17 protein-coding genes and 3 tRNA genes are annotated in these 18,902 nt (G+C 69.8%); 17 read left to right on the plus strand and 3 right to left on the minus strand.

Going from position 1 to position 18,902, the window contains the following annotated elements:
- Window positions 1–207: 207 nt before the first annotated feature.
- Window positions 208–1,488, minus strand: coding sequence for an amidohydrolase family protein (locus AB0I22_RS34015; protein WP_363134865.1), 1,281 nt, complete (start codon window positions 1,486–1,488; stop codon window positions 208–210).
- A gap of 192 nt (window positions 1,489–1,680) precedes the next feature.
- Between AB0I22_RS34015 and AB0I22_RS34020 the strand changes: the two genes are divergently transcribed.
- From AB0I22_RS34020 to AB0I22_RS34055, 8 genes are all read left to right on the plus strand, one after another.
- Window positions 1,681–1,753 (plus strand) — tRNA-Thr (locus tag AB0I22_RS34020).
- A 49-nt stretch (window positions 1,754–1,802) separates the two neighbouring features.
- Window positions 1,803–1,875 (plus strand) — tRNA-Met (locus AB0I22_RS34025).
- Window positions 1,876–1,959: 84 nt separating this feature from the next.
- The gene (gene rpmG, locus AB0I22_RS34030; protein WP_003948671.1) at window positions 1,960–2,124 is read left to right on the plus strand and encodes a 50S ribosomal protein L33; all 165 of its coding nucleotides are present in this window, start codon (window positions 1,960–1,962) and stop codon (window positions 2,122–2,124) included.
- Window positions 2,125–2,350: 226 nt separating this feature from the next.
- Complete coding sequence (locus AB0I22_RS34035) at window positions 2,351–2,803, plus strand: MaoC family dehydratase N-terminal domain-containing protein (RefSeq protein ID WP_363134866.1); 453 nt, start codon at window positions 2,351–2,353, stop codon at window positions 2,801–2,803.
- Window positions 2,804–2,808: 5 nt separating this feature from the next.
- Window positions 2,809–3,243 carry a MaoC family dehydratase gene (locus AB0I22_RS34040; RefSeq protein ID WP_363134867.1) on the plus strand — a complete coding sequence of 145 codons (435 nt, stop codon included), beginning with the start codon at window positions 2,809–2,811 and terminating at the stop codon, window positions 3,241–3,243.
- Window positions 3,244–3,353: 110 nt separating this feature from the next.
- On the plus strand, window positions 3,354–3,926 hold the full coding sequence (locus AB0I22_RS34045) for a TetR/AcrR family transcriptional regulator (protein WP_363134868.1): 573 nt from the start codon (window positions 3,354–3,356) through the stop codon (window positions 3,924–3,926).
- A gap of 80 nt (window positions 3,927–4,006) precedes the next feature.
- On the plus strand, window positions 4,007–5,464 hold the full coding sequence (locus AB0I22_RS34050) for a DHA2 family efflux MFS transporter permease subunit (protein WP_363134869.1): 1,458 nt from the start codon (window positions 4,007–4,009) through the stop codon (window positions 5,462–5,464).
- Window positions 5,465–5,543: 79 nt separating this feature from the next.
- Complete coding sequence (locus AB0I22_RS34055; RefSeq protein ID WP_363134870.1) at window positions 5,544–6,599, plus strand: UDP-N-acetylmuramate dehydrogenase; 1,056 nt, start codon at window positions 5,544–5,546, stop codon at window positions 6,597–6,599.
- Window positions 6,600–6,853: 254 nt separating this feature from the next.
- Here the strand turns inward: AB0I22_RS34055 and AB0I22_RS34060 are convergent, their stop codons facing one another.
- Both AB0I22_RS34060 and AB0I22_RS34065 read right to left on the minus strand, forming a co-directional pair.
- On the minus strand, window positions 6,854–7,897 hold the full coding sequence (locus AB0I22_RS34060; RefSeq protein ID WP_363134871.1) for an adenosine deaminase: 1,044 nt from the start codon (window positions 7,895–7,897) through the stop codon (window positions 6,854–6,856).
- Between the two features lie 140 nt (window positions 7,898–8,037).
- Window positions 8,038–9,276: a pyridoxal phosphate-dependent aminotransferase gene (locus AB0I22_RS34065; RefSeq protein WP_363134872.1), complete on the minus strand. Its 1,239-nt coding sequence runs from the start codon at window positions 9,274–9,276 to the stop codon at window positions 8,038–8,040.
- Window positions 9,277–9,525: 249 nt separating this feature from the next.
- On the opposite strand from AB0I22_RS34065, the gene AB0I22_RS34070 reads away from it, so the two are divergent.
- The 9 genes from AB0I22_RS34070 (at window position 9,526) to rpoB (ending at window position 18,842) form a co-directional block, all read left to right on the plus strand.
- Window positions 9,526–9,598 (plus strand) — tRNA-Trp (locus AB0I22_RS34070).
- Window positions 9,599–9,706: 108 nt separating this feature from the next.
- Complete coding sequence (gene secE, locus AB0I22_RS34075; protein WP_363134873.1) at window positions 9,707–9,997, plus strand: preprotein translocase subunit SecE; 291 nt, start codon at window positions 9,707–9,709, stop codon at window positions 9,995–9,997.
- 77 nt (window positions 9,998–10,074) lie between these two features.
- Window positions 10,075–10,965, plus strand: coding sequence for a transcription termination/antitermination protein NusG (gene nusG / locus AB0I22_RS34080; RefSeq protein ID WP_363134874.1), 891 nt, complete (start codon window positions 10,075–10,077; stop codon window positions 10,963–10,965).
- 193 nt (window positions 10,966–11,158) lie between these two features.
- Window positions 11,159–11,593: a 50S ribosomal protein L11 gene (rplK, locus tag AB0I22_RS34085; RefSeq protein WP_030883153.1), complete on the plus strand. Its 435-nt coding sequence runs from the start codon at window positions 11,159–11,161 to the stop codon at window positions 11,591–11,593.
- Between the two features lie 77 nt (window positions 11,594–11,670).
- Window positions 11,671–12,393 (plus strand): 50S ribosomal protein L1, encoded by a 723-nt coding sequence (rplA, locus tag AB0I22_RS34090; RefSeq protein ID WP_363134875.1) that lies wholly within the window; start codon window positions 11,671–11,673, stop codon window positions 12,391–12,393.
- Between the two features lie 160 nt (window positions 12,394–12,553).
- On the plus strand, window positions 12,554–13,438 hold the full coding sequence (locus AB0I22_RS34095; protein WP_363134876.1) for a hypothetical protein: 885 nt from the start codon (window positions 12,554–12,556) through the stop codon (window positions 13,436–13,438).
- A 321-nt stretch (window positions 13,439–13,759) separates the two neighbouring features.
- Window positions 13,760–14,320, plus strand: coding sequence for a 50S ribosomal protein L10 (gene rplJ / locus AB0I22_RS34100; protein WP_363134877.1), 561 nt, complete (start codon window positions 13,760–13,762; stop codon window positions 14,318–14,320).
- A gap of 105 nt (window positions 14,321–14,425) precedes the next feature.
- Complete coding sequence (gene rplL, locus AB0I22_RS34105) at window positions 14,426–14,812, plus strand: 50S ribosomal protein L7/L12 (protein WP_363134878.1); 387 nt, start codon at window positions 14,426–14,428, stop codon at window positions 14,810–14,812.
- A 547-nt stretch (window positions 14,813–15,359) separates the two neighbouring features.
- Window positions 15,360–18,842: a DNA-directed RNA polymerase subunit beta gene (rpoB, locus tag AB0I22_RS34110; protein WP_363134879.1), complete on the plus strand. Its 3,483-nt coding sequence runs from the start codon at window positions 15,360–15,362 to the stop codon at window positions 18,840–18,842.
- Window positions 18,843–18,902: the final 60 nt, after the last annotated feature.

Below are 18,902 nucleotides of genomic sequence, written 5' to 3' on the forward strand. Positions count from 1 at the left end.
AGGCGGTCTGGAAGAACACCGCCGCCGTACCGGTCAGCAGCGCCACGGCCAGCAGCAGACCGAAGCTCAGCAGGCCCGCGCCCACCGCGACCGGGTGACGCCCTGGGGGAGGGGCGGCTGCTTCAACGAGGCGAGGCCCGTTGAAGCAGCCGCCCCAGGAACCGCCCACCGTCACGACGTCCCGCCTCCGTCACGACGTCCCCCCCATCACGACGTCCCGCCCCCGCGCGCCGACTGCCGGGGCAGGTCGAGGGCGATCACCGCGGCCGAGTCGCAGTACTCCCGCACCGCGCTCGTACGGGCCACCACCCGCCCCCGGTGCACCACCGTCCGGCTGTACGCGAGCGAGAGGATTCCCGCGACGCTCTCGCCGCGCACGGCCAGCAGCTCCGCCGGGAACCCCGCCTCCACCCGGACCCGGGGCAGCCCCAGCGCGGCCCGCGCCGCCGTGCTGACCGCCTCGTACGCCTCGTACGGGCGCAGCTCGCCGCGCGACGCCAGCAGATAGGCGGCCTCCAGCGGATCGCCGCGCCCCACCGGGTTGGCCGCGTCCCGCAGCGCGCCGCTCCCGGCGGCCACCGCGACGCCGGCCGCGCGCAGCAGCCGCACCGGCGCGCAGCGCGAGACGCGCGCCTCGCGCTGCTCCAACGCGCAGCAGTCGCCCTGCGGCAGGCAGACGACGCCGACGCCCGCCGCCGCCAGCTGCTCGGCGGCCCGTACGGCCAGCTCGTGCGGCAGCCGGGCGAGGCCGCCGCACGGGCCCAGGGTGACGCCGGGCCGCAGCCTGCCGGCCATCGCCGCGAGCCGGGCCAGCCGCGCCGGGTCGTCACCGTCCGTATGCAGATCCACGGCGCAGCCGTGCTCGCCGGCGATTTCCAGGACGGCCTCGGTGTAGCCGGTCGGGTCGGGGTCGAGGTCCGGGCAGCCGCCGATCACGGACGCGCCCATCTTCACGGCGTCCCGCAGTATCGCGAGGCCGTCCGCGCCCGCCGCGCCGGTCAGCAGCCGGGGGACGGCGACGGGGGTGAGGTCGGTGAGCCCGCGCAGCGCCCGGCGGGCCAGGAGCACGGCTTCGAGCGAACGCAGCCCCTGTACGTCGCCGATCCGCACATGGCTGCGGAGCGCCGTGGCGCCGTGGCCGAGGTGCAGGAGGGCGGCCTCGGTGGTGCGGCGCTGGACGTCTTCGACGGTGTGCGGGACGGGGCCGGCGGCGTCCGCGTCGGCGGTGAGGGCGGTGTCGGTGTGCGCGTGCGGCTCGGCGGGGGCGGGCAGCAGCAGGTAGCCGTTCAGGTCGACGCGGGTGCCGGGGACGAGGCTGCCGGGGGTGCCGACGGCCTCGATGGTCCCGCCGCTCAGCCGGACGTCCACGGTGCGGCCGTCGGCGAGCCGGGCGCCGCACAGCACGAGGGCGGTCCAGTCGGTGGCGTCGGAGCCTTTGGCGGCCTCGCCGTCGGGGTTCTTGGGGGGCTGCGACTGGCTGTCGGGCATCGCGCTCCTCGAAGGGCCGGGGCGTGCATGATCACGCAGCGTGGACCGAGCCTAGGGCGCGGCCGAGGCGGCTTCGAGCAGGCGCTGAATAGTCGTACCGGTGTGGTGTGAGGGGTGATTGGGGCGGCTGGCGACGGGGAACAGATACGGATTTCACGATCGGCGGCCGAGCGTGTAATGTCTTCATCGCTCGCCCCAATAGCTCAGTCGGCAGAGCGTCTCCATGGTAAGGAGAAGGTCTACGGTTCGATTCCGTATTGGGGCTCTGGTGTGTGAAGTTCCTCGCCTTCGGGCGAGGGTCTCTCTCGCATCGCAGCGGTGTAGCTCAGTCGGTAGAGCAAGCGGCTCATAATCGCTGTGTCACCGGTTCAAGTCCGGTCACCGCTACACACAGTAGCCGATTGTGGGGTCGGTCCTCCGGTCGGCTACTCTTTTATGCGTTAACCCTTCCATCCGTCAAGGAGCACTCACGTGGCTGCCACCGACGTCCGCCCGAAGATCACGCTGGCCTGCGTGGAGTGCAAGGAGCGGAACTACATCACCAAGAAGAACCGGCGCAACAACCCGGACCGGCTTGAGATGAAGAAGCACTGCCCGCGTTGCAACGCGCACACCGCGCACCGCGAAACGCGATAACAAAGGCTCGTCCACGAGGCCGTCCCCATTCTTTGGGGGCGGCCTCGTGGCGTTGGTATGCGTTCGGTACGGCGGTATGCGCCCGGTACGGCTGCGATATGCGCCCGGGACGCCTGGCCTGGGGCGTCCGTATCTGCCTGAGCCACCCGTACCTGTCCGAGTCACCTGTACGCGCCTGTGGTACCTGTACCCATCCGCACGCAAACAAGCAGGAGGTGCCGAGCCGATGGCGCTCGACCAGTCCTTCGTCGGACGGACCTATCCGCCCACCGCGCCGTACGAGGTCGGCCGGGAGAAGATCCGTGAGTTCGCCGAGGCGGTCGGCGACGCCAACCCGGCGTACGTCGACGCCGACGCCGCGCGGGCCCTCGGGCACCCCGATGTGATCGCCCCGCCGACCTTCGTCTTCGCGATCACCTTCAAGGCCGCCGGGCAGGTCATCGAGGACCCCCAGCTGGGTCTGGACTACAGCCGGGTGGTGCACGGCGACCAGAAGTTCGTCTACACCCGGCCCGTACGGGCGGGCGACCGGCTCACCGTCGCCTCGACCATCGAGTCGATCAAGTCGCTGGCCGGCAACGACGTCCTGTCCGTGCGCGGCGAGGTGCACGACGCGGACGGCGCGCACGTGGTGACCGCGCACACGATGCTGGTGGCGCGCGCCGCCGAGGGGGAGTGAGGCAGATGACAGCGAAGGTCTCGTACGACGCCGTCGAGGTCGGCGCCGAACTCCCGGCCCAGTCCTTCCCGGTGACCCGCGCCACGCTCGTGCGGTACGCGGGCGCCTCCGGCGACTTCAACCCGATCCACTGGAACGAGCGGTTCGCCAAGGAGGTCGGGCTGCCGGACGTGATCGCGCACGGCATGTTCACCATGGCCGAGGCGATCCGCGTGGTCACCGACTGGGCCGGCGACCCGGCGGCGGTCGTCGAGTACGGCGTGCGGTTCACCAAGCCCGTCGTGGTCGCCGACGACGACCAGGGGGCGGTCATCGAGGTCAGCGCCAAGGTCGCGGCCAAGCTCGACGACGAGGCCCGTACGGTCCGGGTCGACCTCACCGCGATGAGCGCGGGCCAGAAGGTGCTGGGGATGTCCCGCGCGGTGGTCCGGCTCGCCTGAGCGGTACGGGCGACAGCGGGGGCAAGGTCAGCAGGGGTAAGGGGCGGCCGTCCATTGCGGGCGCCCCTTACCTCTTGACTTGATTAGTGATTGGACACTAACTTCACACCATGGTCAGGATGAGTGCGGAGGAGCGGCGCGAGAGCGTCATCCGCGCGGCGATGGCCGAATTCGCGCGCGGCGGCTACAAGGGCACCTCCACCGAGGTCATCGCCAAGCGCGTCGGCGTCTCGCAGCCGTACCTCTTCCGCCTCTTCCCGAACAAGCAGGCCATCTTCCTGGCCGCCGCCGACCGCTGCCTCCAGGAGAACATCGAGGTCTTCAGGGCCGCGGCCGAGGGGCTGGAGGGGGACGACGCGCTGCGCTCGATGGGGGCGGCGTACCAGGACCTCATCTCCAGCGACCCGGACAAGCTGCTCCTCCAGATGCAGATGTACGTGGCGGTGGCGTCGGCCGAGGCGGCCGGCGACCGCGAGTTCGGCGACTCGCTGCGGGCCGGCTGGCAGGAGCTGTGGGACACGATCCATCTGGCCGTCGGGGCGGACGCGAACGAGACCACGTCGTTCCTGGCGCACGGGATGCTCATCAACGTCCTCGTGTCGCTGGGCTTCCCGCCCGAGCACCGCCTGTGGTCGGGCCTCCACGACATGGCTCCCTGCGAAGCCGTGAGCCGTGAGCCGTGAGCCCGCGCGGCGCCGCGGGTCAGCGCGCTTTTCGCTGCCCATGAAAATTAGTAATCAATAACTAACCAACTGGGGGAGAAATGAACCGCCCACCGGACCCGACCCGGAGCAACCGCTCCACCATCGTCTGGGCCCTGATCATCACCAGCGCCGCCGGCTTCATGGCGGCCCTCGACAACCTCGTCGTCACCACCGCCCTGCCCTCCATCCGCGAGGACCTCGGCGGCGAACTGGCCGACCTCGAATGGACCGTCAGCGCCTACACCCTCACCTTCGCCGTCCTGCTGATGTCCGGCGCCGCGCTCGGCGACCGCTTCGGCCGCCGCCGGCTCTTCATCGCCGGAACCGCCCTCTTCACCGCCGCCTCCGCCGCCGCGGCCCTCGCCCCCGGCATCGACGGCCTGATCGCCGCCCGCGCCGTGCAGGGCGTCGGCGCCGCGGTCATGATGCCGCTCACGCTGACCCTGCTCACCGCCGCCGTGCCCGCCGCCCGCCGCGGCATGGCGTACGGCATCTGGGGCGCGGTCAACGGGCTCGCCGTCGCCTCCGGCCCGCTGATCGGCGGCACCCTCACCGAACACATCTCCTGGCAGTGGATCTTCTGGCTGAACGTGCCGATCGGCCTCGCCCTGCTCCCCCTCGCCCGGCTGCGCCTGAACGAGAGCCGCCGCCCGGACGCCCGGCTCGACCTCCCCGGCACCGCGCTCGCCAGCGTCGGCCTGTTCGGCGTCGTCTACGCCCTGGTCCGCGCCAACCCGGACGGCTGGACCAGCGGCCCGGTCCTCACCGGCCTGATAGCGGGCGCGGCGCTGCTCGTCGCCTTCGTCGCGTACGAACTGCGCGCCGCCCACCCCATGCTCCCCATGCGCCTCTTCCGCAGCCGGGGCTTCTCGGCGATCAACGCGGCCAGCCTGCTGATGTTCGTGGGGATGTTCGGCTCGATCTTTCTGCTCAGCCAGTTCCTCCAGAACGTCCTCGGCTACTCGCCCACCGAGGCCGGACTGCGCATGCTCCCGTGGACCGGCATGCCGATGATCGTCGCGCCCCTCGCCGGCTACCTCTCGGACCGCGTCGGCGGGCGCCCCGTCGTCGCGGTGGGTCTCGCGCTCCAGGCACTGGGCCTCGCCCTGTTCGCCCTGTGGCTCAGCCCCGACATCTCGTACGCGCAGCAGCTCCCGGGCCTCATCGTCAGCGGCATCGGCATGGGGATGTACTTCGCCCCCGCCGCCAACCTGGCGATGTCCACCGTCCGCCCCAGCGAGCAGGGCATCGCCTCCGGGGCCAACAACGCGATGCGCGAGGTGGGCGGGGCGCTCGGCGTGGCCGTGCTCGCCACCGTCTTCTCCTCCCAGGGCGGCTACGAGAGCGGACAGCGGTTCGTGGACGGGCTGGAGCCGGCCCTGTGGGCGGGCGCCGGAGCCGTCGCGCTCGCGGCCGTGGCGGCGTTCCTGATACCCGCCCGCCGCCGTACGGACCGTACGGACCAGGAGCCGGACGGGCAGGCCCCGGCCGGACACAAGCCCCCGGTCGCCGTCTGACCCGGGCCGGTTCGTACCGCCGCGGGCCCCGGCGACCGCCGACCGGGCCCTGCGGCGGCCTCCCCGTACCCTTGAGCGCGTGCAGGAACTCCACGACGCCCCCCTCGCCCCGCTGACCACCTTTCGGCTCGGCGGCCCCGCGACCCGACTGATCACCGCCGTCACCGACGACGAGGTCGTCGCCGCCGTACGGGAGGCCGACGACTCCGGCACCCCGCTGCTGGTCATCGGCGGCGGCAGCAACCTCGTCATCTCCGACGAGGGGTTCGAGGGCACCGCCCTGCGCATCGCCACCGCCGGCCGCACGCTGGACGGCACCCGCCTGGAGCTGGCCGCGGGCGAGAACTGGTCCGACGCCGTCGCCCACGCCGTCGAGGCGGGGCTGGCCGGCATCGAGTGCCTGGCCGGCATCCCCGGCTCCGCCGGCGCGACCCCGATCCAGAACGTCGGCGCGTACGGCCAGGACGTCTCCGCCACCATCACCGAGGTCGTCGCCTACGACCGGCAGGCCCGCGAGACCGTGACCGTACCCAACGCCGAGTGCGGCTTCGCCTACCGGCACAGCCGCTTCAAGGCCGACCCCGCGCGCTATGTGGTCCTCCGCGTGCGGTTCGAACTGGAGGACGCGGGCGGGCTCTCCGCGCCCATCAAGTACGCCGAGACTGCACGGGCCCTCGGCGTCGAACCCGGCGACCGGGTGCCCGCCGCCACCGCCCGTACGGCCGTACTCGCCCTGCGCGCGGGCAAGGGCATGGTCCTCGACCCCGACGACCACGACACCTGGTCGGCCGGGTCGTTCTTCACCAACCCGGTCCTCACCGAGGCCGAGCACACCGCGTTCCTCGCCCGCGTCGCCGAGCGGCTCGGACCGGACGTCGCCGCGCCGGCCTTCCCGGCGGGGGAGGGGCACGTGAAGACCTCCGCCGCCTGGCTCATCGACCGGGCGGGCTTCGCCAAGGGGTACGGGACGGGCCCAGCCCGCATCTCCACCAAGCACTCCCTGGCGCTCACGAACCGGGGCGCGGCCCGTACCGAGGACCTGCTGGCGCTGGCCCGCGAGGTGCGGGACGGGGTGCGGGAGGCGTTCGGGGTGACGCTGGTGAACGAGCCGGTGACGGTGGGCGTCCGCCTCTGACCCGCCCACCGGGCGGGCCTTGACCCGGGGCTCCGCCCCGGACCCCGGTCCTCAATCGCCGGACGGGCTGGATTGGCTCGGCTTCCGGTGTCCTCAATCGCCGGACGGGCTGGTGGGGGCTGGGGTCGGGTGTCCTCGGGCGCTGGTTGGCTGGCGGGGCGCTGCCCGGGGCCCCGGTCCTCAATCGCCGGACGGGCTGGATTGGCTCGGCTTTCGGGGTCCTCAATCGCCGGACGGGCTGGGGAAGCTTGCGGTTAGGTCGCCAGCCATTCGTCGATCTCCTTCAGGAGGTCGGTGCGGACGGGTTCGGGGGCGGCTGAGGCGCGTACGGACTGGCGGGCCAGTTCCGCCAGTTCGGGGTCGGTGAAGGCGTGGAACTCGCGGGCCAGTTCGTACTGGGCCGCCAGGCGGGCGCCGAAGAGGAGGGGGTCGTCGGCGCCGAGGGCCATGGGGACGCCCGCGTCGTACAGGGTGCGCAGGGGGACGTCCTCCTGCTTCTCGTAGACGCCCAGGGCCACGTTCGAGGCCGGGCACACCTCGCAGGTCACCCCCCGGTCGGCGAGCCGGCGCAGCAGGCGGGGGTCCTCGGCCGCCCGTACGCCGTGGCCGACGCGGGCCGCGTGCAGGTCGTCCAGGCAGTCCCGGACGCTGCTCGGGCCCGACAGCTCGCCGCCGTGCGGCGCGGCCAGCAGGCCGCCGTCGCGGGCGATGGCGAAGGCGCGGTCGAAGTCGCGGGCGAGGCCGCGGCGTTCGTCGTTGGAGAGGCCGAAGCCGACCACGCCGCGGTCGGCGTAGCGCACCGCGAGCCGGGCGAGGGTACGGGCGTCCAGCGGGTGCTTCATCCGGTTCGCGGCGACCAGCACGCGGATGCCGACGCCGGTCTCCCGCGAAGCGGACTCGGCCGCGTCGAGAATGATCTCCAGGGCCGGGATGAGGCCGCCCAGCCGGGGCGCGTACGAGGTGGGGTCGACCTGGATCTCCAGCCACCGGGAGCCGTCGCGCGCGTCCTCCTCGGCGGCCTCGCGCACCAGCCGGCGGATGTCGTCGGGGGAGCGCAGGCAGGACCGGGCGATGTCGTACAGCCGCTGGAAGCGGAACCAGCCGCGCTCGTCCGTCGCCCGCAGTCTCGGCGGCTCGCCGCCGCTCAGCGCCTCGGGCAGGTGCACGCCGTACTTGTCGGCCAGTTCGAGCAGGGTCGACGGGCGCATCGACCCGGTGAAGTGCAGATGCAGATGGGCCTTCGGCAGCAGGCGCAGATCACGGCGGGCGGCTTCGCCACGGGTACGAACACTCTCCATTCAGAGATCTTGCCGCACCTGCCCGCTCGCCGGTAGGGGCTTCGCGTGAATGAGTCCCTGAACGAGCGGCGGCCCGAAAGCGGATACGGGCCCCCGGCCGGCGGCCGGAGACCCGTATCGGGGCGTGATTCGTACGGGCGTCAGGCCGCGGCCTCCGCCAGCAGCTTCTGGATCCGCGAGACGCCCTCGACGAGGTCGTCGTCGCCGAGCGCGTACGACAGGCGCAGGTAGCCCGGCGTGCCGAAGGCCTCGCCCGGCACCACCGCGACCTCGGCCTCGTCCAGGATCAGCGCCGCCAGCTCCACCGAGGTGGCCGGGCGCTTGCCGCGGATCTCCTTGCCGAGCAGCGCCTTCACCGAGGGGTACGCGTAGAACGCGCCCTCCGGCTCCGGGCACTCGACGCCGTCGATCTCGTTGAGCATCCGCACGATGGTGCGCCGGCGGCGGTCGAACGACTCGCGCATCTTCGCCACGGCGGTCAGGTCGCCGGAGACGGCGGCCAGCGCCGCGACCTGCGCCACGTTGGAGACGTTGGAGGTGGCGTGCGACTGGAGGTTGGTCGCGGCCTTCACCACGTCCTTCGGGCCGATGACCCAGCCCACCCGCCAGCCGGTCATCGCGTACGTCTTGGCGACGCCGTTGACCACGATGCACTTGTCCGCCAGCTCCGGGACGACCACCGGCAGCGAGGAGAACTCCGCGTCCCCGTAGACCAGGTGCTCGTAGATCTCGTCGGTGAGCACCCACAGACCGTGCTCGGCGGCCCAGCGGCCGACCTCCTCGACCTGCGCGCGGGTGTAGACCGCGCCGGTCGGGTTCGAGGGGGAGACGAAGAGCAGCACCTTGGTGCGCTCCGTACGGGCCGCCTCCAGCTGCTCCACCGAGACGCGGTAACCGGTCGTCTCGTCGGCGACGACCGGCACCGGGACGCCGCCCGCGAGCCGGATCGACTCCGGGTAGGTGGTCCAGTACGGGGCCGGCACGACGACCTCGTCGCCCGGGTCGAGGATGGCGGCGAACGCCTGGTAGATGGCCTGCTTGCCGCCGTTGGTCACCAGCACCTGGTCCGCCCCGACCTCGTAGCCGGAGTCGCGCAGCGTCTTCGCGGCGATCGCGGCCTTCAGCTCGGGGAGGCCGCCGGCGGGGGTGTAGCGGTGGTACTTCGGGTTGCGGCAGGCTTCCACGGCGGCCTCGACGATGTAGTCGGGCGTGGGGAAGTCCGGTTCGCCGGCGCCGAAGCCGATCACCGGGCGCCCGGCGGCCTTGAGGGCCTTCGCCTTGGCGTCGACGGCGAGCGTCGCGGACTCGGAGATCGACCCGATGCGGGCCGACACCCGACGGTCGGTGGGGGACTGTGCGGAGGGAGTAGCAGCGGTCATGCATGCATCGTCCCAGACCCGCCGCGGGCCGGGCACGTGAGTTCTGTAACGTGCGCGGGCCCCGTGATCACGCGCTCGGCGCGGTTCTCCGTACGGGCCGGGGGCGCGTTCCGGTGGGCGGATCGGACGTTCCTGTTCGACGTCAGTCCCTCCAGCACGTACACTCAGGCGTCGTTGGCCCCTCGACGGCGGCCCGTCTGTGCGCACTCCGTGCGCCCGGCCGGATGCGGTACGTTGGGGGAACCACAAAGGGTCGTAGCTCAATTGGTAGAGCACTGGTCTCCAAAACCAGCGGTTGGGGGTTCAAGTCCCTCCGGCCCTGCTACACGCATCTTCACCATGGTGCGTGCATGCGTACGTAGTGAATTGCACCGCCGTGCGGCTCAACCGGGCGCGGCACGGACACGACCCGGATTCAGGTGAGGACGTAGTGACGGAAGCCCTTGGCTCCACCGCGACGCCTGAGAGCGGTCGTCCCGAGGACGAGGTGGCGGCCAAGAAGGCACGCCGCGGCGGCAAGCGCGGGAAGAAGGGCCCCTTCGGCCGCCTCGCGCTCTTCTACCGCCAGATCGTCGCTGAACTCCGCAAGGTCGTCTGGCCCTCTCGGAACCAGCTCTCGACGTACACCTCTGTGGTGATCGTCTTCGTTGTCATCGTCATCGGCCTGGTGACCGTGATTGACTATGGGTTCAACAACGCCGTCAAGTACGTCTTCGGCTGAGCCCGCGTCGGGCGACGGCACACGAAGCGTCGCCCTTCGCCTGTTCCACCCCTTGAAGCCAGGAAGAAGCAGCCACAGTGTCTGACCCGAACCTGAACGACGCCGCCGAGCCCGCCGAGGCGGCAGCGGCCGACGTGGACGCGCCGGCTGCCGCGGACGAGGTCGGCGAAGCCACCGAACTGCAGATCGTCGAGAACGCCGACGGCGTCGACGAGCTGGACGCCGAGGAGGCCGCGGCCGGCGAGCCCGCCGAGGAGGCCGCCCTCCACGTGGAGGACGACGCCGAGGCCGTCGCCGAGGTCGCCGAGGACGAGGCCGCCGACGCGGCCGTCGCCGAGGAGCAGGAAGACGTCGACCCGATCGAGGCCCTGCGCCAGGAACTGCGCACGCTGCCCGGCGAGTGGTACGTCATCCACACCTACGCGGGCTACGAGAACCGCGTGAAGACCAACCTCGAACAGCGCGCCGTCTCGCTGAACGTCGAGGACTACATCTTCCAGGCCGAGGTGCCGCAGGAAGAGGTCGTCCAGATCAAGAACGGCGACCGCCGCACCGTCCGCCAGAACAAGCTCCCCGGCTACGTGCTGGTGCGCATGGATCTGACGAACGAGTCGTGGGGCGTCGTCCGCAACACGCCCGGCGTCACCGGCTTCGTCGGCAATGCCTACGACCCGTACCCGCTGACCCTGGACGAGATCGTCAAGATGCTCGCCCCGGAGGCCGAGGAGAAGGCCGCCCGCGAGGCGGCCGAGGCCGAGGGCAAGCCCGCGCCGTCCCGCAAGGTCGAGGTCCAGGTGCTGGACTTCGAGGTGGGCGACTCGGTCACCGTCACCGACGGCCCGTTCGCGACGCTCCAGGCGACCATCAACGAGATCAACGCCGACTCGAAGAAGGTCAAGGGCCTCGTCGAGATCTTCGGCCGCGAGACCCCGGTCGAGCTCAGCTTCGACCAGATCCAGAAGAACTGACGCTCTTCCTGGAACACCGGCTTCCGGACAGGTCAGATCGGCTCTCGCGGGGGATGTCCTCCGCAGGTGGGAGACGGTCTGACCTGCTCGGTTTTCAGCCGCACGGCTATACCCGTTATCGTTGTGCGGTATGCCTCCATCCGGATGACCGGAATCGGAGGCGAAACACCTCTCACTAGGACCCGGAGAGAGCATGCCTCCCAAGAAGAAGAAGGTCACGGGGCTGATCAAGCTCCAGATCTCGGCCGGTGCGGCCAACCCGGCTCCGCCGGTCGGCCCCGCGCTGGGCCAGCACGGCGTCAACATCATGGAGTTCTGCAAGGCCTACAACGCCGCGACCGAGTCGCAGCGTGGCATGGTCGTGCCGGTGGAGATCACGGTCTACGAAGACCGCTCCTTCACCTTCATCACCAAGACTCCGCCGGCCGCCAAGCTGATCCTCAAGGCCGCGGGTGTGGAGAAGGGCTCCGGCGAGCCGCACAAGACCAAGGTCGCCAAGATCTCCCGCGACCAGGTCCGCGACATCGCCACCACCAAGATGCCCGACCTGAACGCCAACGACCTGGACGCCGCCGAGAAGATCATCGCCGGCACCGCCCGTTCCATGGGCATCACGGTCGAGGGCTGATCACCCCCGTAGCACCCCGTGGAAGGACCACGCGCTGGTCCGCACCACGACTCCACACTCAGCACTGAGGAGAAGCAGTGAAGCGCAGCAAGACTCTCCGCGGCGCGGACGCCAAGGTCGACGCGGAGCGCCTGTACGCCCCGCTTGAGGCCGTCCGTCTCGCCAAGGAAACCTCTGCGACCAAGTTCGACTCGACTGTCGAGGTCGCCATGCGTCTGGGCGTCGACCCGCGCAAGGCCGACCAGATGGTCCGCGGCACCGTGAACCTTCCGCACGGCACCGGCAAGACCGCCCGGGTCCTGGTCTTCGCGACCGGCGACCGTGCTGCGGCCGCGGAAGCCGCGGGCGCCGACATCGTCGGCTCCGACGAACTGATCGACGAGGTCGCGAAGGGCCGTCTGGACTTCGACGCCGTCGTCGCCACCCCGGACCTCATGGGCAAGGTCGGCCGCCTCGGCCGTGTGCTCGGTCCGCGTGGTCTGATGCCGAACCCGAAGACCGGCACGGTCACCCCGGACGTGGCGAAGGCTGTCACGGACATCAAGGGCGGCAAGATCGAGTTCCGCGTCGACAAGCACTCGAACCTGCACTTCATCATCGGCAAGGTGTCGTTCGACGAGGACAAGCTGGTCGAGAACTACGCCGCGGCGCTCGAAGAGGTCACCCGCCTCAAGCCGTCCGCCGCGAAGGGCCGCTACATCAAGAAGGCGACCCTGACCACCACGATGGGCCCCGGCATCCCGCTGGACGCCAACCGCACCCGCAACCTCCTCGTCGAGGAGGACCCGGCGGCCGTCTGATCCAGACGCCCGCCGCGGGTAGCGCGATGTAGATCGCGGTACGCACGTACGAGCCGGGTCCCGCGCCTCAACCGAGGCGCGGGACCCGGCTCGTGGCGTTGTCGGCGCCCTCCACTAGAGTCGGTGCCCGTTCTGAGAAATCGTCGAAAAGGGGGGAACGATGAGGATCACGCGAGTGGCGACGGCCGCGGCCGGTGTCGTGCTGATGGCGGGGCTTACGGCCTGCGGGGGCGGCGACGGGGACAAGGACGACGCCAAGGGAAGCGGCAAGGCATCCGGCGGCGGGAACGCCGCGTCGGCCCAGGGCGCGCTCGCGGCGCTCCAGAGCGTGTCGAAGAAGGCGGGCGAGCAGCACTCGGCCAAGGTCGACGGCACGACGGTGATGGGCGAGTTGCACGCCTCCATGAAGGGCGACATGGACTGGTCCGATGGCATACGGGCCAACATGACCATGACGCAGAAGGGCGGCCTGGCGGACGCCGCGCCGACGGCCGGCAAGCCGATGCGGGCCCGGTACCTGCCCGACGCGATGTACATGAACCTGGGCGGCTCGCTCGGCCCCAAGGCGCAGGGCAAGAGCTGGGTGAAGTACAGCTATGACGCGATGGCCGCGCAGGCGGGCGCCTCCGGGACCTTCCTCAAGGACCAGTTGAAGAACAACGACCCGACCCGTTCGGTGGGCCTCCTCATCGCCTCCGGCAAGGTCAAGGAGGTCGGCAAGGAGGACGTCCGCGGCAAGCAGACGACCCACTACACCGGAAAGGTCAGCGTCTCCGGTATCGCGGGCATGCAGTCCAAGTCCCTCTCCAAGAAGGACCTGGACGCGTTGCAGAAGCAGCTTCAGCAGAGCGGCATGGACACCGAGACGGTCGACCTGTGGGTCGACAGCGACCACCTCTTGGTGAAGAAGCAGGAGCGGGCCCAGGGGAAGAAGTTCTCCACGGACTCGACGGTCTTCTACTCGGACTACGGCACCAAGGTCTCCGTGACGCCCCCGGCCGCCTCGGACACGGTCGACTACGCGGAGCTCATGCCGAAGCGGTAGACACGGGTGGCGTGTGGCGGGCGGGCTGCAAGCAGACGGGCCGGGGGTTGGCCGATTTGCCTGCGGGCCGTCCGTTCGCGTACCTTTGCGAAGAAGCCAAAGACCGCTGGTCGTCGCTGTGCCTCCGTAGGGGGCGTGGTGGCCGAAGGATTCCGCTAGCTGCGGGCGACCTGCGCAGGTGTTCAGGTCGAACTCCCGCTGGGACCGTGAGGTCCGTGCGGTCGAGTCACGCCCCGTGCGCCCGCGCCGGGGCGTTTCGTTTTGCCCAGGTCCCTTCTCGCGTCTATGCGGTCCGAATCACCCGGAAGGAGGCCGAGGCTCATGGCGAGGCCCGACAAGGCTGCCGCGGTTGCCGAGCTGACGGACCAGTTCCGCAGCTCCAACGCCGCCGTGCTGACCGAGTACCGCGGTCTCACCGTGGCACAGCTCAAGGAGCTGCGCCGTTCGCTCGGTGAGAACGCCCAGTACGCCGTGGTGAAGAACACGCTGACCAAGATCGCGGCCAACGAGGCCGGGATCACTTCGCTCGACGACCTGTTCAACGGTCCGACGGCGGTCGCCTTCGTCTCCGGTGACCCGGTGACGTCGGCGAAGGGTCTCCGTGACTTCGCCAAGGAGAACCCCAACCTCATCATCAAGGGCGGTGTCCTTGACGGTAAGGCGCTGTCCGCCGATGAGTTCAAGAAGCTCGCGGACCTTGAGTCCCGCGAGGTGCTGCTCGCCAAGCTGGCCGGTGGCATGAAGGCGTCCATGGCCAAGGCCGCGGCGACCTTCCAGGCCCCGCTCACGAAGTTCGTCCGCACCACGGACGCCCTTCGCAGCAAGGTCGAGCAGGGCGGTGCCGGTACGCCGGCTCCCGTCGAGGCCGAGGCCGCCGAGTAGTCGAGCCCCGCGCTCGCACCACTCGCGCCCGTCACGGTCGCAGCGGGCCCGTACGCCCGCCGAAATGTACATCCGGCACCCGCCGATTAGTGGAAGGACGCCATCATGGCGAAGCTCACCCAGGAAGAGCTGCTGGCGCAGTTCGAAGACATGACCCTTCTTGAGCTCTCCGGCTTTGTGAAGCTCTTCGAGGAGAAGTTCGACGTCGAGGCCGCCGCCCCGGTCGCCGCTGTCGCCGTCGGCGGTGCCGCCGGCGGTGCCGCCGAGGCCGTCGAGGAGCAGGACGAGTTCGACGTCATCCTCACCGGTGCCGGCGAGAAGAAGATCCAGGTCATCAAGGTCGTGCGTGAGCTGACCTCGCTGGGTCTGAAGGAGGCCAAGGACCTCGTCGACGGCACCCCGAAGCCGGTCCTGGAGAAGGTCGCGAAGGAGGCCGCCGAGAAGGCTGCCGAGTCCCTCAAGGCCGCCGGCGCCTCCGTCGAGGTCAAGTGACCCGCGGAGTCTGCTGACTCCTGTCTGAATCTCAAGGGCGATCACCCATGTGGGTGGTCGCCTTTGGGCGTTCCCGCCCTGGCTGCGTTGCCTGCGCGGCCAGGGCGAGTATGGTGATCTTCGTTGTCCCGCAGTGCGCCCCGTGACGATCGCGACGGGGCGGGGGGCCTTGACGAACGGCACACAGCGCGCAATTCTCAGGACGCGTCGCCACATCGGTCCTAGGTCCGAGGCATGGAACGAGGGCGAAGCGGGAAGTCTTGCGGCAGGCGTTGAAGAACGCACAGCAGAACAACGAGGGGGAGACCCCTCCCGGAGGGAGAGGGTGGCGCTGCCGGTCTCCGGAAACCCGGGCTGGACATCAGTGTGGCTAGTGGCTACACTGACCCTTTGCGCTGCCTGTTAGCTGCTCCCTGCCCGTCACCAGGGGCATACCCACTGTCGAGCACTACTGAACTGATCATCCCTGACCTGGGAATTCATTCAGTGTGCACAAAGTGGGACCGGTACGCGCGTAGTGAGTCCGAGCCCTCGGAAGGACCCCCTCTTGGCCGCCTCGCGCAACGCCTCGACTGCCAATACGAACAACGGCGCCAGCACCGCACCGCTGCGCATCTCATTTGCGAAGATCAAAGAGCCCCTTGAGGTTCCGAACCTCCTCGCGCTGCAGACCGAGAGCTTCGATTGGCTGCTCGGCAATGCCGCATGGAAGGGTCGTGTCGAGGCTGCGCTGGACAGTGGTCAGGACGTCCCCACGAAGTCCGGTCTGGAGGAGATCTTCGAGGAGATCTCCCCGATCGAGGACTTCTCCGGGTCGATGTCACTGACCTTCCGCGATCACCGCTTCGAGCCTCCCAAGAACTCCATCGACGAGTGCAAGGACCGCGACTTCACGTACGCGGCCCCGCTCTTCGTCACCGCCGAGTTCACCAACAACGAGACCGGCGAGATCAAGTCCCAGACGGTCTTCATGGGCGACTTCCCGCTCATGACCAACAAGGGCACCTTCTGCATCAACGGCACCGAGCGTGTCGTCGTGTCGCAGCTGGTCCGCTCGCCGGGCGTCTACTTCGACTCCTCCATCGACAAGACGTCCGACAAGGACATCTTCTCGGCCAAGGTCATTCCGTCCCGCGGAGCCTGGCTGGAGCTGGAGATCGACAAGCGCGACATGGTCGGTGTCCGCATCGACCGTAAGCGCAAGCAGTCCGTCACCGTTCTCCTGAAGGCTCTCGGCTGGACGACCGAGCAGATCCTGGAGGAGTTCGGCGAGTACGAGTCCATGCGCGCCACCCTGGAGAAGGACCACACCCAGGGCCAGGACGACGCGCTGCTCGACATCTACCGCAAGCTGCGTCCGGGCGAGCCGCCGACGCGCGAGGCCGCGCAGACGCTGCTGGAGAACCTCTACTTCAACCCGAAGCGCTACGACCTCGCGAAGGTCGGCCGCTACAAGGTGAACAAGAAGCTCGGCGCGGACCAGCCGCTGGACGCCGGCGTGCTCACCACGGACGACGTCATCGCGACCATCAAGTACCTGGTCAAGCTGCACGCCGGCGAGGTCGAGACGATCGGCGAGAACGGCACCTCGATCGTCGTCGAGACCGACGACATCGACCACTTCGGCAACCGCCGCCTGCGCAACGTCGGCGAGCTCATCCAGAACCAGGTCCGCACGGGCCTGGCCCGTATGGAGCGCGTCGTCCGCGAGCGGATGACCACGCAGGACGTCGAGGCGATCACGCCGCAGACCCTGATCAACATCCGGCCGGTCGTCGCCTCCATCAAGGAGTTCTTCGGCACCAGCCAGCTGTCCCAGTTCATGGACCAGACCAACCCGCTGTCGGGCCTGACCCACAAGCGCCGCCTGTCGGCGCTGGGCCCCGGTGGTCTGAGCCGTGAGCGGGCGGGCTTCGAGGTCCGTGACGTGCACCCCTCGCACTACGGCCGCATGTGCCCGATCGAGACGCCCGAAGGCCCGAACATCGGTCTGATCGGCTCCCTCGCCTCGTACGGCCGGGTCAACGCGTTCGGCTTCGTCGAGACCCCGTACCGCAAGGTCACCGACGGCATCGTCACCGACCAGGTGGACTTCCTCACCGCCGACGAGGAGGACCGCTTCGTCATCGCGCAGGCGAACGCCCCGCTGACGGACGAGAACACCTACGCCGAGGACCGCGTCCTCGTCCGCCGCCGCGGCGGCGAGATCGACTACGTCCCCGGCAACGACATCGACTACATGGACGTCTCGCCGCGCCAGATGGTGTCGGTCGCGACCGCCATGATCCCGTTCCTGGAGCACGACGACGCCAACCGCGCGCTCATGGGATCGAACATGATGCGCCAGGCCGTGCCGCTCATCAAGGCGGAGGCCCCGCTGGTCGGCACCGGCATGGAGTACCGCTGCGCGGTCGACGCCGGCGACGTCATCAAGGCCGAGAAGGACGGTGTGGTCCAGGAGGTCTCCGCGGACTACGTCACCGTCGCCAACGACGACGGCACGTACAACACGTACCGGGTCGCGAAGTTCTCCCGCTCGAACCAGGGCACGTCCTTCAACCAGAAGGTCGTCGTGGACGAGGGCGCCCGCGTGATCACCGGTCAGGTGCTCGCCGACGGCCCGTCCACGGACGAGGGCGAGATGGCCCTCGGCAAGAACCTCCTCGTGGCGTTCATGCCGTGGGAGGGCCACAACTACGAGGACGCGATCATCCTGTCGCAGCGCCTCGTGCAGGACGACGTCCTCTCCTCGATCCACATCGAGGAGCACGAGGTCGACGCCCGCGACACCAAGCTCGGCCCGGAGGAGATCACCCGGGACATCCCGAACGTCTCCGAGGAGGTCCTCGCGGACCTCGACGAGCGCGGCATCATCCGCATCGGCGCCGAGGTCGTGGCCGGCGACATCCTGGTCGGCAAGGTCACGCCCAAGGGCGAGACGGAGCTGACCCCGGAGGAGCGCCTGCTCCGCGCGATCTTCGGCGAGAAGGCGCGCGAGGTGCGCGACACCTCGCTGAAGGTGCCGCACGGCGAGATCGGCAAGGTCATCGGCGTCCGCGTCTTCGACCGCGAGGAGGGCGACGAGCTGCCGCCCGGCGTGAACCAGCTGGTCCGCGTCTACGTCGCGCAGAAGCGCAAGATCACCGACGGTGACAAGCTCGCCGGCCGCCACGGCAACAAGGGCGTCATCTCGAAGATCCTGCCGGTCGAGGACATGCCGTTCCTGGAGGACGGCACCCCGGTCGACATCATCCTCAACCCCCTCGGCGTGCCGTCCCGAATGAACCCGGGACAGGTCCTCGAAATCCACCTGGGCTGGCTCGCCAGCCGGGGCTGGAAGGTCGAGGGCAGCGAGGAGTGGATGCAGCGCCTCCAAGCGATCGGCGCCGACGAGGTCGCCCCGGGCACCAACGTCGCGACCCCGGTCTTCGACGGCGCCCGCGAGGACGAGATCGCCGGTCTCTTCGAGTCCACGATCCCCAACCGCGACGGCGAGCGCATGGTGCTCCCGTCCGGCAAGGCCCGGATGTTCGACGGCCGCTCCGGCGAGCCGTTCCCGGACCCGATCTCGGTCGGGTACATGTACATCCTCAAGCTGCACCACCTGGTCGACGACAAGCTGCACGCCCGGTCGACCGGCCCGTACTCGATGATCACCCAGCAGCCGCTGGGTGGTAAGGCCCAGTTCGGCGGCCAGCGCTTCGGTGAGATGGAGGTGTGGGCGCTGGAGGCATACGGCGCCGCGTACGCCCTCCAGGAGCTGCTGACCATCAAGTCCGACGACGTGACCGGCCGCGTGAAGGTCTACGAGGCCATCGTCAAGGGCGAGAACATCCCTGAGCCCGGCATCCCCGAGTCCTTCAAGGTGCTCATCAAGGAGATGCAGTCCCTCTGCCTCAACGTGGAGGTGCTGTCCTCGGACGGCATGTCCATCGAGATGCGCGACACCGACGAGGACGTCTTCCGCGCGGCGGAGGAGCTCGGCATCGACCTGTCCCGGCGCGAGCCGAGCAGCGTCGAAGAGGTCTGACGGGTCTGGCCGGGGCTCCACTCCAGGAGCCCCGGCCGTCCCAGGACCCCCAGACCACGA

Origin of the sequence: Streptomyces sp. NPDC050610 (genome assembly GCF_040654875.1) — a bacterium.
Taxonomy (GTDB): domain Bacteria; phylum Actinomycetota; class Actinomycetes; order Streptomycetales; family Streptomycetaceae; genus Streptomyces.